This window comes from Pseudoalteromonas sp. 1181_04, assembly GCF_052850545.1.
Window position 1 is genome coordinate 94,690 of record NZ_VXCS01000017.1, and the last position, 13,812, is coordinate 108,501.

The 13,812-nt window shown below is 40.6% G+C and carries 13 protein-coding genes; 7 read left to right on the forward strand and 6 right to left on the reverse strand.

What is annotated here, in order from left to right; genetic code table 11:
- Nucleotides 1-4 precede the first annotated feature (4 nt).
- A complete protein-coding gene (locus tag FW757_RS15265) occupies nt 5-964 on the reverse strand; it encodes a sensor histidine kinase (RefSeq protein ID WP_446441400.1) in 960 nt (319 codons plus the stop codon).
- Between the two features lie 162 nt (nt 965-1,126).
- Here FW757_RS15265 and FW757_RS15270 point away from each other — a divergent pair, with 162 nt between their 5' ends.
- Nucleotides 1,127-2,413 (forward strand): HD domain-containing phosphohydrolase, encoded by a 1,287-nt coding sequence (locus FW757_RS15270; protein ID WP_446441411.1) that lies wholly within the window; start codon nt 1,127-1,129, stop codon nt 2,411-2,413.
- Nucleotides 2,414-2,509: 96 nt separating this feature from the next.
- Nucleotides 2,510-3,529, forward strand: coding sequence for a ferrochelatase (gene hemH, locus FW757_RS15275; protein ID WP_149981962.1), 1,020 nt, complete (start codon nt 2,510-2,512; stop codon nt 3,527-3,529).
- Between the two features lies 1 nt (nt 3,530).
- Here the strand turns inward: hemH and arfB are convergent, their stop codons facing one another.
- Entirely contained in the window at nt 3,531-3,944 is a 414-nt protein-coding gene (gene arfB / locus FW757_RS15280; RefSeq protein ID WP_145239847.1) for an alternative ribosome rescue aminoacyl-tRNA hydrolase ArfB, read from the reverse strand.
- 134 nt (nt 3,945-4,078) lie between these two features.
- On the opposite strand from arfB, the gene FW757_RS15285 reads away from it, so the two are divergent.
- The gene (locus tag FW757_RS15285) at nt 4,079-4,639 is read left to right on the forward strand and encodes a short-chain dehydrogenase (RefSeq protein WP_446441401.1); all 561 of its coding nucleotides are present in this window, start codon (nt 4,079-4,081) and stop codon (nt 4,637-4,639) included.
- A gap of 104 nt (nt 4,640-4,743) precedes the next feature.
- Nucleotides 4,744-8,805, forward strand: a complete 4,062-nt coding sequence (locus FW757_RS15290; protein WP_182767874.1) for a DEAD/DEAH box helicase — start codon at nt 4,744-4,746, stop codon at nt 8,803-8,805.
- 71 nt (nt 8,806-8,876) lie between these two features.
- Here FW757_RS15290 and FW757_RS15295 read toward each other — a convergent pair whose 3' ends face one another.
- The 4 genes from FW757_RS15295 to FW757_RS15310 are packed head-to-tail and all read right to left on the reverse strand — an operon-like array spanning nt 8,877 to nt 11,000.
- Complete coding sequence (locus FW757_RS15295) at nt 8,877-9,632, reverse strand: phytanoyl-CoA dioxygenase family protein (protein WP_182797814.1); 756 nt, start codon at nt 9,630-9,632, stop codon at nt 8,877-8,879.
- 4 nt (nt 9,633-9,636) lie between these two features.
- Nucleotides 9,637-10,227 (reverse strand): uracil-DNA glycosylase family protein, encoded by a 591-nt coding sequence (locus FW757_RS15300; protein WP_182718232.1) that lies wholly within the window; start codon nt 10,225-10,227, stop codon nt 9,637-9,639.
- Nucleotides 10,217-10,591 (reverse strand): VOC family protein, encoded by a 375-nt coding sequence (locus FW757_RS15305; protein ID WP_182718231.1) that lies wholly within the window; start codon nt 10,589-10,591, stop codon nt 10,217-10,219. Before FW757_RS15305 ends, FW757_RS15300 begins: the two co-directional genes overlap by 11 nt.
- A 46-nt stretch (nt 10,592-10,637) precedes the next feature.
- Nucleotides 10,638-11,000: a VOC family protein gene (locus FW757_RS15310; RefSeq protein WP_182718230.1), complete on the reverse strand. Its 363-nt coding sequence runs from the start codon at nt 10,998-11,000 to the stop codon at nt 10,638-10,640.
- 259 nt (nt 11,001-11,259) lie between these two features.
- Between FW757_RS15310 and FW757_RS15315 the strand changes: the two genes are divergently transcribed.
- From FW757_RS15315 to FW757_RS15325, 3 genes are read left to right on the forward strand one after another with little or no spacing between them, the layout of a single operon-like run.
- Nucleotides 11,260-11,604, forward strand: a complete 345-nt coding sequence (locus FW757_RS15315; protein WP_182739995.1) for a hypothetical protein — start codon at nt 11,260-11,262, stop codon at nt 11,602-11,604.
- Nucleotides 11,601-13,208: a PepSY-associated TM helix domain-containing protein gene (locus FW757_RS15320; protein ID WP_446441402.1), complete on the forward strand. Its 1,608-nt coding sequence runs from the start codon at nt 11,601-11,603 to the stop codon at nt 13,206-13,208. Before FW757_RS15315 ends, FW757_RS15320 begins: the two co-directional genes overlap by 4 nt.
- Entirely contained in the window at nt 13,208-13,543 is a 336-nt protein-coding gene (locus FW757_RS15325; protein ID WP_149981968.1) for a DUF3325 domain-containing protein, read from the forward strand. The genes FW757_RS15320 and FW757_RS15325 overlap by 1 nt, the downstream gene beginning before the upstream one ends.
- Nucleotides 13,544-13,812 lie beyond the last annotated feature (269 nt).

A 13,812-nucleotide genomic window follows, 5' to 3' on the forward strand; every position in this document is an offset into this window, starting at 1 on the left:
TGAGTTAAGGTCGCTCACTCAACACTGGAAATATACATCGCATACATGTACCTATATTTACGGTGCTCTCAATTTCAATTTTTCCCTGATGATCATTAACCATAGTGTACACTAATGGCATGCCCATACCGGTCCCCCTGCCAACTGGTTTAGTAGTAAAAAATGGATCAAAAACTTTTGCAAGCACTTGCTCACTCATGCCACAACCATTGTCATTAACACTAATAATTATTTGCTGGTCGTCGCTATCAACTTGCACGTGAATATGTGCTTGTCTATCAATTAATGCTTCGCAACTATGTGAAGCATTAATAAGTATGTTAACCATTATTTGATTGATGGTTGCCAAATCACAATAACTCAGCGGCAATGTCGTTATTGATGTGGTTAACTGACAACCTTTTAATTGATTTTTAAGCAATTTAAGCGCATTTTTCACAGCATCTGTCATATCAGCCAATTGTTTCTTGTTAGTTGTTGGTCGCGCAAAATTAAGCAAATTGCCCACGATTTGATTAATGCGCCTTAAGCCTTCAGCACTATCAGCCACTAGTTGATGAATATCTTGCTGCAGTTCAGCAAATGATTGCTGCTCACTAAGTGATGCTAACTGTTGTTGAAAATTTGTTTCACTAATCCTCTTAGCTAAATATTGCTGGTTTAAATCAAGTAACTCACAAAAGCCATGCATGCTCTGTTGCAAACTTTCTACATTGCTCATTGCATAAGCTAAGGGATTATTAATTTCATGGGCAACCCCAGCACATAAGGTACCTAAAGTGGCCATTTTTTCTGCTTGAATAAATAACTGCTGTTGATACTCAAGATCAGCTACTTTTTTTATTAACTCTTCATTTAGTGCATATAAAACGCGACTTTTATCTTCAATCAGCTGCTCAGCCTTTATACGCGCGGTACGTTCACGAAAATAAGCTTGCTTGTAGTCTTCATCTATCGCATCCATCTTAATTAACCAGCAATTAAAAACGATTATCTTGTCATTAAAATTAGCACAATTGATGCCAATGACACGGTTTAATTAGAAAAACTATAGCAGACAGGCTATGGTTAATAATATTGTTTATCCATAGGTAAAATCGTGAGTCAATCAGCAGACCTACCAACCATGCAAGTATTATGCGTTGACGATGATGAGATTGTGCTACGTTCTTTATCGCGGCTGTTCAAAACGCAGCAACTTACGGTACTTACCAGTGATTCACCTATAGATGCACTAAAATTAATCAAACAGTATGAATTTGATGTAATTATTAGCGATATGCGGATGCCAAAAATGAATGGCGCTGAACTTTTTCAACAAGCGCAAAAATTAGCACCTGATACTCAGCGTATTTTACTTACTGGTTATGCAGATATCGAAATCACCTTAGCAGCTGTTAATCAAGGCAAGATCCATGGCTATATCCAAAAACCATGGCAAAATGACTTATTACTACGTTCCATCACCGACAGTATTGAAAAATATCAACTTAAAAAACAAAACCTGAAACTCCAACAACAAATTAATCGCCATAATGAAGTCCTCAAAGAACTTAATAGCTCTCTTGAACAGCGCGTTGAAAAAAGAACCAAACAAATAAAACAAGTACTTAAAAAACTCGAAATTGCCAACGCCCATGAAAAACACGAACATAGTTCAACAGTTGAGTTGCTCTATAACTTCATTAATGCCAATCCATATTTAGATGGCACCAAAGCGCAGAACATTGCCAATACCTGTACGCAAATAGCAAAACAGTTGCAGCTACCACCAAAAAATATAGAAATGGCGGCAATGGCTGGTTACTTAGCTCAGATAGGGCTGTTAGCAATGGATCCCGCACTTTATGAAAAACCCGTGCATGCGCTTAATGAACAGCAACGCAAAAGTTATTATACGCATCCAAGTACAGCACAATTGATGTTAATGCCTGCGACTCATCTGCATGAAGTATCTGACGCCATTTATCACCAGTACGAACGCTATAACGGAAATGGCCTACCTAAAGGATTAAAAGGTAATGATATTCCTCTTAGTGCAATGATACTCGCGCTTGCACGTGACTATTGGGATGCATTTGAACAAAGTAATTTAAAAGATGAAGAAAAGCACCAACATGCACTCGAAACAGTAAAAATGTACAGCGGTAACTTTTACCATCCTAAATTAGTGCAAGCTATGGAGGCTTGCCGAGTTAAATGCATTAAGCAGCAAGCAAAAGTAGGCTCGATGAAAATAATAACGGCCAAAGAGCTAGCCATCAATATGGTACTTAGCCATGCACTGCATAGTCACACAGGGATTATGTTGCTGCCAAAGGGGCATATATTTAGTGCTAAATCCATTGAAAAGTTACAGCAACTAGAAGCTAAAAAACCGACTCCATTTAGGATCATGATCAAATCATTGTAAATCAGTGATCCTATTAACCCTTTCATTCGTTACAATAGGCTATTAATATTAATAGCCTATATTCCATAACCGTCTATTTTGCTTTAGGAGCATTGCGTGTCGCGATTTTCAGCCGTTACCGATAACCCTCATGATCAGCGTTTTAATCAAAAAACAGGGATTTTACTGACCAACTTAGGCAGCCCCGATGCCCCAACAGCAAGTGCATTGCGCATTTACTTACGTGAGTTTTTGTCAGATCCTCGTATCGTAGAAATACCGCGTATTGTGTGGATGATCATCCTGCATGGCATCATTTTGCGTATTCGCCCAAAACGCTCAGCTAAACTATATAAAAGTATTTGGACTGAAAATGGCTCGCCACTGACCCATATTACACGCCAGCAAAGCCTTAAATTAAATGCCTTATTAAAACAGCATGGCTATACCAATACCGAAGTGGTTATGGCGATGCGCTACGGTAATCCATCAATCGAAGCGGGCCTTGAAGAGCTTAGAGATAAAGGCTTAACCCGCATTATTGTGTTGCCACTTTACCCACAATATTCAAGCCCAACCACAGGCTCAACATTTGATGCCGTGGCGAATGTATTAAAAAAATGGCGCTGGGTGCCAGAGCTTCACTTTATAAATGGGTATCACAAAAACCCAACCTACCTAGAGTCACTCGCTAACAGCATTAGCGAAGATTTAGAAAAACACGGTATGCCACAAAAATTAGTGTTTTCGTACCACGGTATGCCTAAACAGTTTTTAGATAATGGCGACCCATATCATTGCTTATGTTTACAAACCACTCGCTTAGTGGTCGAAAAGCTCGGACTCGATAAAGATTTAGTTATCAGCACCTTTCAGAGCCGTTTTGGTAAAGCCGAGTGGTTAAAACCTTACACAGATGCAACCCTTGAGAGCTTACCAAACGAAGGGATTAAAGACGTGGCTATTATCAGCCCTGCATTTAGCGCTGATTGCCTTGAAACACTTGAAGAATTAGAAGGTGAAAACCGAGAGATTTTTGAACAAGCTGGCGGTGAAAAATACCGTTATATAGCTGCGCTTAATGATAGAGACGATCATATTAACGCGTTATTTGAGGTGCTTAAACCAAACTTATAAATTAAACTTTAACACTGCCGCGCAGCGCTTTGGTATTACCATGTTTGGTTTTCTTATCCATGCGTCTGCGCTGTGAATTACGTGTTGGCTTTGTAGCACGACGAGCACGTTCGACCTTAGTGGCTGATAAAATAAGCTGTTTTAGTCGCTTTAACGCATCTTCCCTGTTTAGCTCTTGAGTTCGATGACTTTGCGCTTTGAGAACAATCACACCTTCTTTAGTGATACGACTATCATTGAACGCCAACAACCGCTCTTTATAAAACTCTGGTAACTTTGAGCGATTAATATCAAAGCGAAGGTGGATCGCACTGGCCACTTTATTAACATTTTGACCACCCGCTCCTTGTGAACGAATAGCTGACAGCTCGACTTCCCATTCATCGATTGTTACGGTATTTGAAATAATTAACATGTGGTTCAGCTACATCAGGCAAAAATGTAGTATATCATCTGATGTTAACAGACTAAAACCCTCTTTAATTTATAGCGGTTATCTAATTAATAGTCTTTAATGCAACTAACAATTGAATAAAAAAGGTGCTCAACATGAAAAAAATAATTTTATCTCTTAGTTTGTTAGCAATGAGTTTTTCAAGCCTTGCGGCAGATATCACAGAAAAAGATTTACAAGGTTATATGCAAGCATTACCCGCGGTTGTTGATTGGTCACAAAATCAAGATTCATTAAAAAGCATGGATTTGGGTAGTATGTTAGGTGGCTCTGAAGGGGGCTCGACGGCAATGGCATTAGGCGCCCTTGGTACAATCAAAGATAATGATTTATACAAAGAGTTTGCAGCCCTTACCAATAAATATGGTTTCACGCCTGAACAACTAATTACTGTGGGTTCTGAAGTCTCGATGGCTTACCTTGAAAACATCAAAGGTAATTTATCGACAGAAAACAAAGATAAAGTAAATCAGTTAATGGGCGGTTTGCAAAGTATGGGCGGCTCGAAAAATAACAGCGCTAGTTCAATGATGGGCACACTTGGTAACTCAGCTAATGCTGCTAATACAGATGCGCCGGTTGTTAGCGAAAGTAATTTAAAACTAATTAAAGAATATATGCCGCAACTACAAAAACTATTTGCCAGAGTGCAATAGGTTTTTATAAAAAAGCGACCTTAGGGTCGCTTTTTTATAGTTGTAACTCCCCCAGCTGAAAATTATACTGTCTACAATCATTAGCGACTTTAATTATTGATTTTATGCCATTAAGTACTTTTTCGCCCGCCACAACTGATAACGACCAAAAACAACTGTGTGTATTACTTGCACTGATAATAAGTGGCTCATCGCATGGCTATGAGAACTCTGTCCAGCAGCTCACTAAACGTCTTTATAGTCACATTAAAAATGGCTATTCGTTTTCTCAAGCTGAAGTCGCTAAATACACTAAACAACTCGAATCTAAAGATTTAATTTGGAAGCTCCCCTACGGACCAAACTTTCGTATATCAGTTAGCGCAGTTGCTTATGTAGCTATTAATGCTATAAAACATCAGCCAGTTTTATTGCATGCTTTTTTAACCGAAGCTACAAAAAGCTATTATTACCACGATCAAGCCGTGCACTTTCTGCACCTGCTATTCAATGATCTTGACCGCGCAATAAGCGGAAAAAAACCGCTCCCTAGTGATTTATCACTTGAGCTTGATAGCGCTTTTGTTAATTTGCTCGCGCAATCACCATACAGCGAGCAACTGTGGCAATGCCTTCCTGAGCAATGGCAACAGCTTTGCTTGGATAACTTTATCCGCGGTCAATTTTTCAACCTCACCAGTGAGCGTGCATGGCCGACTCTGATTGCCAAAGCGCTCCCAACAACAGAGCTGAGAAAACGCATTTATCTGAATGAGAATTTAGCCATATTATTACAAGAAGATAATTTTGCTGAATTGTTAGATGATAAAAGAGACCGTGTTTTAGCCACTTTTTATGAAGCAAATACCAATGCCATCAAGGGTGAGTTTATTGATATTGCTTTGATACAGTATAAAAGCGCTTTAACAGCGTTTAGAAAAAACTTTGGCAAAGGCATCTATCCGACCGAGATCACCGGATTACTTTACACTGTATGCCTATTTATCAGTGCAACCGCTGCAGATATTAAACAACTAAATACCTGTCGAAAATGGTATCAAAAAAATCTTGGGGAATTAAGCCACCCAAGCCAAGCGATTGATTATTTGCTGGAAGAGGATTTAGCTAACTATCAAAACCATCGTTTAAGCAACAGCTTAAGTCATCTACTTGGTAACCCGAATGCATTAGCGCCATTATTTTGCTTATTACTGGCAATTATTAAAAACGCCACAGACGAACAGGTAAATCATCTAAGGGATGATACTGAACTGTTAGAACAGCTCAATAGCGCAATTAGTGCGCATCAACACTGGTTAGCTGAGCAATGCCAGCACTTAGTTAATTGGCTTAGCGATGACACACCATTACCCAATACTGGTTTATTACAGCACTTTACCCGCGTCCCACAATGGCAGCGTTGGCTTAATGATATTAGCCAAATTGATACGCCCACTGCGCAGCAACGAATTGTATGGCAACTGGATTTAACCCATCTAGATTTACCGCTCATACAAGCCAAAGTACAGCAACTCAATGCCAAAGGCGAATGGACCAAAGGTCGTAAAGTAAACGCCCAAGAACTTGCTTATAACCAGTATCAAGATGCATTAACCAGCGCCGATCATAACTTAGTACAAGTGCTAAATAACCATGCCGGATTTGGTTATCACGAAATACACGCAACGGCCGCGGTATTACAAGCACTAATAGGGTTTAAAGGGCTTGAAGATCACAATGGACAGTCACTTACGCTGATCAAAGGCGAGTTTGTCATTGAAATCGCACAAGACAGCAATGATTGCTATCGCCTGGTAATGCAACCGAGTATCAGCGATCCGGACTGTGACTTTTTACTTATCCACAGTCACGCAAATTGTTACCAAGTATTCGCCATTGATGACAAACAGCTCAAATTACTGCAACTATTTGAGCAACAACCCAATAATTTAACCGAAGAAAAACTGCCACAACTAAATGCCGCATTACAAGTACTGGCTAACGAGCATCATATTAGCAGCCAGCGTACCGAGTTTGCTCATATCAACAACGTACGCCAAGGCTTGTGTGAATTTGCCGCAGTGATCGCTCTTACCCAATTAGGTATCAACATTAACTTTTATGCCATGCCAAATGGCGTAGATGGCCCTTGGGTTGAGCCCGGCATTGGTGCTTTGACACTGGCACATACTGATGATGATCAAACCGACAGCATTGTTATTAAACGTGATTTAAAAGCAGAGCAAAAAGCGTTTAGAAAATTACTGAAAAGTATGGCCGGATTATTTGCTGATCGGCAATCACCGCAACATAATCAAATTCAACAGCAGTTTTATTTACCTGAAGATATTAGCCAAGCAATTGAGTTACTTGAAGCTGCGCAAAAAGCACAGTCTCTGGTATTAAGTTGGGACGAAACGAGCCAAGGCATGAAAGTTGCCAAAAGCCAGCACCTTTCTCTTAACTTAAATGATGATAACGATTGGTTAAGCGTCAGTGGTAAAATCTCACTCCCTAGCGGCCAAATATACGAATTACAAACCCTGCTTAAAGCCCCGCGCCGTGGCAGCATTTTAGAGTTTTCGGAAGGCAATTCATTATTATTGGATCAGCGTTTAACTAACTTATTAAATCGCTTAGAAGGGATGCAAAATATTGATAAGCACAACCCAAGTGATGAACTACGGATTGCCAACGCGCGTGCATTGCCTTTACACCAAAGCATTGCCGACTTAGGTGATGTCACATTTGGTGACAGCTGGAAAACGCGTTTAGCTAAATTTGAGCAAACTATCGACCCTACCTTACCTGCACATTTAGTCCATATTTTACGAGACTATCAAGTAGTCGGGGTTAAATGGCTAATGCAACTGGCCAACTGGGGACTCAATGCTTGTTTAGCCGATGACATGGGGCTGGGTAAAACCTTACAAACCTTAACCGTGTTACAAATGCGCAGTAGTTTAGGTGCCAGTGTAGTGGTTGCGCCAAAATCTGTGTGTCATAACTGGCAAGTTGAAACCGAGCGATTCGCGCCGGCTTTGCATGTAAAAATCATTGAAAACGCCACTGCATGCGCTGATATTCTGGCAACGGCTGGTAAACACGATTTAGTGATCGTCAGTTATGGTTTACTGCCACTAATTGGTGAACAACTGGCGCAATTTTCTTTTGCTAATATTGTCTTTGACGAAGCACAAGCAATTAAAAACCCCTTGAGTTTAAGAGCTAAAGCCGCATTTGCACTCAATGGTCAATTTAAAATTGCCCTATCAGGCACGCCAATCGAAAACCATTTAGGTGAACTGTGGAGCTTGTTTAACTTTTTAATGCCAGGCTTTTTACATACCCTGCCAGTATTTAAAAAGCGCTTTGGTAACGCCGATAAAAACCAACAACAAGCCGATACCCTGAAAACCCTCATTGCTCCATTTATCCTGCGTCGAACCAAACAAACGGTATTGACCGAGTTACCAGAAAAAACCGAAATAAACTTAACCTTCGCATTAAGTGAAAAAGAGCAAGCACTGTACGAAGCAACCCGTTTAAACGCACTTGAACAAGCAAATCAGGAAGATAGCCAATACATTACTATCTTGGCGTCATTAACTAAATTACGCCGCGCTTGTATTGCCCCGCAGTTGTTATTAGAAAATAGTAAGTTGCCATCGAGTAAACTCGACACCGCAGAAGCGATTATTGAAGAATTACTAGAAAACAACCACCAAGCGCTGATCTTCAGCCAATTTGTCGATGTATTAAAACTGGTTGAAAAGCGCTTACAAAAACGCGGCATCGATTATTGTTATCTTGACGGCAGCATGAGTACTAACAAACGCAAACAACAAGTTGATAAATTTCAAGCAGGTCATGCACCACTGTTTTTGATCAGCTTAAAAGCAGGCGGCACGGGGCTTAATTTAACGGCGGCTGATTATGTACTGCATCTCGATCCGTGGTGGAATCCCGCGGTTGAACAACAAGCATCAGATCGCGCGCATCGCCTAGGGCAAACACGCCCCGTTACTGTGTACCGACTGATAGCACAAAATACCATTGAAGAAAAAATCCTGCAATTGCACGAACATAAACAGGCACTCGCAGATAAAGTACTCGCCGGCAGTGGTGATGCTGGGCAAATGTCTAAAGATCAACTATTGGCGCTGTTAAGTAACAGCGAAATGTAGCTCAGACCTGTTTATCTTTCGAGATTATTACAGCAGCCCATGTGGTTTTTAGGCAGGTCTATGTAGCGCGGTTATTCTTGGTGTGCCAAAGTAACCGCAAAAGCACTGGCATCTTCTAATGTCGAAAGCATCGCTGGAGTAGGCAAACAGATATCCTGAACAAAATGCAGTACGTGGGGCTGTGGCTCACCAAAAAGAATATCCAGCGCTAAGCGGTCTTTACCATATAAACCACGGTGGATCATATTTGCCGAGAAAATTAATAAATCCCCTGCTTGCATTTCTATCACATGGCCGGTGGCTAAATCATCGCTGGTGTTGTTGTGATCAATCGCCAACCGAGTTGCCAGCTCATCAGGGGTATCCCAACGTCGATGGGTACCTGGTACTAACTCAATACCTGGCTCATCCTCAAGCGCAACCCGACAATGTATCACTTCAGGACCCGATAGCGCAGCTTGCTGCTCCGCCAAGCTTAAATGGTACTGCATATCACGATGCCAATAATTTTCTTGCTCAGGATTAACTGGGTTAAAAAACAACTGGGTATTCATAAAGGCCGCTGATTCAAGTATCGAATCAACTTGAGCCATTAACTTATGGCTGGCAATAAACTTAAATAATACTAAGCGCTGGGCCTCATCTAAATAGGTATTTGCAGTTAAATAGGCACTATTAACCGCCTTGGTTTGATAAAACTGTTGATTATCTGCGATCCATTGCTGATGAAAACAATTGATCACTTCGCGCTCATGCACAAGTTCACGTTTAGTGTAAAAACCTTTTACATGAAAAAAGCCATGCTGCTCAAATTGGGTATTGATCATCAAACTAATCATCCTCACATTGCAAAATTGCTTGAATAGTTTGCGCCAACTGTGGCACCACATCACGCTCAAACCAAGGGTTTTTAGTTAGCCAAATATTATTACGCGGACTCGGGTGTGGCAATGGCAAAACATCTGGCCAATACTCACGCCATGATTTTACTAACTCAGTGAGGGGTAAATGTTTTGTGTGTGGTAAATGGTACGCTTGGGCATATTTACCCAGCACAATGGTTAACTTAATATTGGGCAGTGCCGCTAAAAACTGGGAACGCCATGCAGGTGCGCATTCTTTACGCGGCGCTAAATCGCCTGACTTACCTTTACCTGGGTAACAAAAGCCCATCGGCAAAATAGCAACCTTAGTTGCATCATAAAAATCGCATGGCTTAAGCCCTAACCACTCGCGCAGCCGCTTACCACTGGCATCATCAAATGGAATGCCACTTTGGTGTACTTTAAGCCCCGGCGCTTGCCCTGCAATTAAAATACGCGCACTGGGATTAAATTGCAGCACCGGACGTGCCCCAAGCGCCAGCTCAGGCTCACAGATCACGCATTGACTAACTTGCTTTAACAAGGTGCTAGCCATCATCACTGCTTTGCCCTATTCGCCACAGCACACCACTTGGATCATAAATAACAAAATCAATCATTTGCCACGCTTGCAAGCTTGGCTCAGTAATTTTTATATTATATTTTTGCGCCAACCCTGCACTTGTTAATTTATCATGCCATGCTGTCACATCTGCAACTAATAAGTGCATCATAAAATTTTTAGCGTGCTCTGGATTATAAAAATTTTGCAGTAAAAAACTACAGTCTCCGTGGTAAAAGTACGCCATATCTGGGGTTTCCCACGCGATTTGAAAGCCCATATGCTGATAAAACGCACAACTAAGCGCAAAATCTTTTGCTGGTACAAATGCTTTAATTTCTTCGCAACTCAAATCTGTCATTCAATTCATTTCCTTGAGTTAGTAAAATTATGATCTATTTTTGCGTTCAATTATGTTCTGACCACACTGCAAATTCATTGCCACTGGGCTCGGTAAAATGGAATCGGCAGCCCCCTGGAAAATCAAAAATTGGTTTTATAATACTCCCGCCATATTGCTCTACTTTAGCCTGTGTTTGCGCAATATCCTCGCTATAAAATACTAACAAAGCTGCACCATGTTGCGTTAATGAGCTAAGTGGTGCTTGATAAAAACCGCCATCAAGCCCAGCAGTATCAGCACTAAATGACGTATATTCAGGGCCATAATCAATAAACTGCCAATCAAAAACCGCACTAAAAAATGCCTTAGTGGCGATTAAATCTGCTGCGGCAAATTCAACATAATTAAGTTTTTTGTGTGCTGACATAGTACTCCCTAAAAAATTAATGTAACGGCTTATAGCCTTCCAATCACTAAGCATACAAGCAGTTGAAAAATTTGCGAACTTTTCAATTAAAACAGCAAATGATAAAAGCAGATCATCATTTTACTAAGTAAATATACTGAGTATTATTGCGCTATCACCCGAACAAACAACAAAGAAAATACGAATCACTATCTTTTCTGTATCTAGAATATATAATACCCTCTTTATTCGCCCCCATTTGGGACTTTGAGGGATCATCATGCACGCTCAATCTGTCAAAAACAGCCAAACACTCTCTATAAGATCTAAATTAAGCCAAGCTTATCAAGCCCATGCTTACCGTTTTGCTGTTATCTCACGCTTTTTTGCCGCCATTGTTGGTGGTTATACCTTTACTGCCGTGTTTACCGCGTTACTGAGTATTATTTTACCGCTGAAAAAATCAGATGCTGTACTGCTTAGTATCAGCCTGACTATTTTAGTGTACAGCTGCGTGTTTATTTGGGTGTTTGCAGTTAAGTCACTATCTAAAATATGGATCACTATTTTACTAACTACTTCAGGGTGTGCTCTGATCTTATCATTACTAAAGGGTTGGCTATGAAAGAGAGTTTTTTCCGCTCCATGACCTGGATGCATACTTGGGTTGGATTATTAGTATGCTGGCTACTCTATTTAATATTTTTTGCTGGTACGGTGAGTTTTTTTCGGGACGAAATAACGCTATGGAATCAACCAGCACTGCACAATGTACAAGCGCCTGAACAGCGTGTAGCGCAACAGCGAAGCCAAATCATCAGTGGTATTAATTACTTACAAAATGCAGGCCCAGAGTCTACGCGTTGGGGAATTTACTTGCCCACAGAGCGAAAACCGCAGCTTAACTATGCTTATGAAAAGCCTCGTCCTGAAGGGAAGCGTTTTGGTGGTTGGCAAGAGCACAATATCAACCCACAAACAGGCGACGAAATAGCACAAACAAGAGACACCAGAGGTGGTAACTTTTTTTACCGACTGCATTTTGACCTACATTATATTGATGTACGCACAGCCCGATGGATTGTTTGCTTTGCGAGCTTATTTATGTTGGTAGCGCTGATATCTGGGGTGGTGATCCACAAACGTATTTTTAAAGATATGTTTAGCTTTCGTGCCAATAAAGGCAGCCGCAGTTGGTTAGATGGTCATAATGTATCGTCAGTATTGGCGTTACCTTTTCATATTATGATCACCTATACAGGCCTAATCACGCTAATATTTATGTTATTCCCCTATCCAGCAATGACCGCATACGAAGATGGTATTCGTGGTTTATTTAACGATGTGTCACCCACTAATGTGCGCACCAAAACTAGCCCAGATAGCGCTCCATTAATAGCCATCGATACTATTTTAGATCAAGTTTATACTAACTGGCCTGATGCTGACTTAACACAAATTTCAATTCGTGATCCAAATAAAGCCTCAGCCACAATTACAGTCCGTGCAGACACCGGTAGCCTAGTTCGCGACCAAACACCCACCTTATTATTTAACGGTGTAGATGGCAGCTTAATAGCTAAAACTGCTGCCCAATTAACCAATACAGAAGTGTTCTATGACTCGCTAACAGCCCTACACACAGGCCGTTTAGCTAACCCATTATTACGCTGGTTATACTTTTTATGTGGCGTAGCTGGCTGTGTAATGATAGCAACTGGCTGTATTATGTGGGCTAAGCGTATTCGCGAACGCATGAAAAAAGACCAACCCGCTACAATTGGCTTAAAGTTGGTAGAAGGGTTAAACCTTGCCACATTAATGGGCTTACCACTTGCAACCTGCGCATTTTTTATTGCCAACCGGTTACTGCCTATGACAACCCCTGAGCGCGCAGATAAAGAAATACTTGCATTTTTTGTGACTTGGCTAGCTGTTGCTTTGTTTGCGCTATTTAAACGCGCAAGACCGCAGTGGATTTTACTCGCGTGGATCAACGGTATCGCCTGTATCAGCGTGCCTGTTATTAATGCTCTTACCACCAATGGCAATCTAATAAGCTACTTGCTAAACGGCCAATGGGCGTTGTTTAGTTTTGATTTAATGTGCTTAGTATTTGCAGCCTTATTTGTAATTCAGGCCAAAAAAATACCAACTCACACTCCGGCGAAAACACCCCAACAACGGGCGCGCCGTTCAGCAAAAACCAAGTTACAGGAGCAATCATAATGCATGAATTACTGCAATTGAGCCTATGTTTACTGGCATTTAATTGTTTTGCTTTGGCTAAATTTAATCATTACCGTGATGTATTTAAAACCCGCCCTAGCGACAAACTCAGTAAACAGTTTTTGATCGCTGCTTGGATCAGTATTTTACTAAGCTTAGTACTGAGTGTTGTACAACATAACGGCTACGGCGCTTTACTATTTTGTGGTTATATGGCGCTAAGTGTCTTAATATTAATGATTTTTTATAGCTTCAAAGCATCTTGGGTAAAAATAATGAGTGCTTTAAATATCACCGTTGTAATGCTCAGTGGGCTGTTTTTAACAGTTTTTTAAGCTTAGTTAGTAAAAATATGATCTGAGCAAAAAAAAGGCAAACTAACTTAGTTTGCCTATATCCAAATGATTTGGTTATAAATAGTAGGGGGATACTCATGTTACAAATAGCTTGATTGAAGCTATTGCCAATCAATCTATGCGGAACATAATATCCCTCTAATGTGTCATATTTATTACCTAGTAATTACTTTTTAATATAAAAAAATAAAACCTATTACTGTGTAGTCGTAGCAAAGTCAAAGTTACACAAGCCGCCCTACATAGCT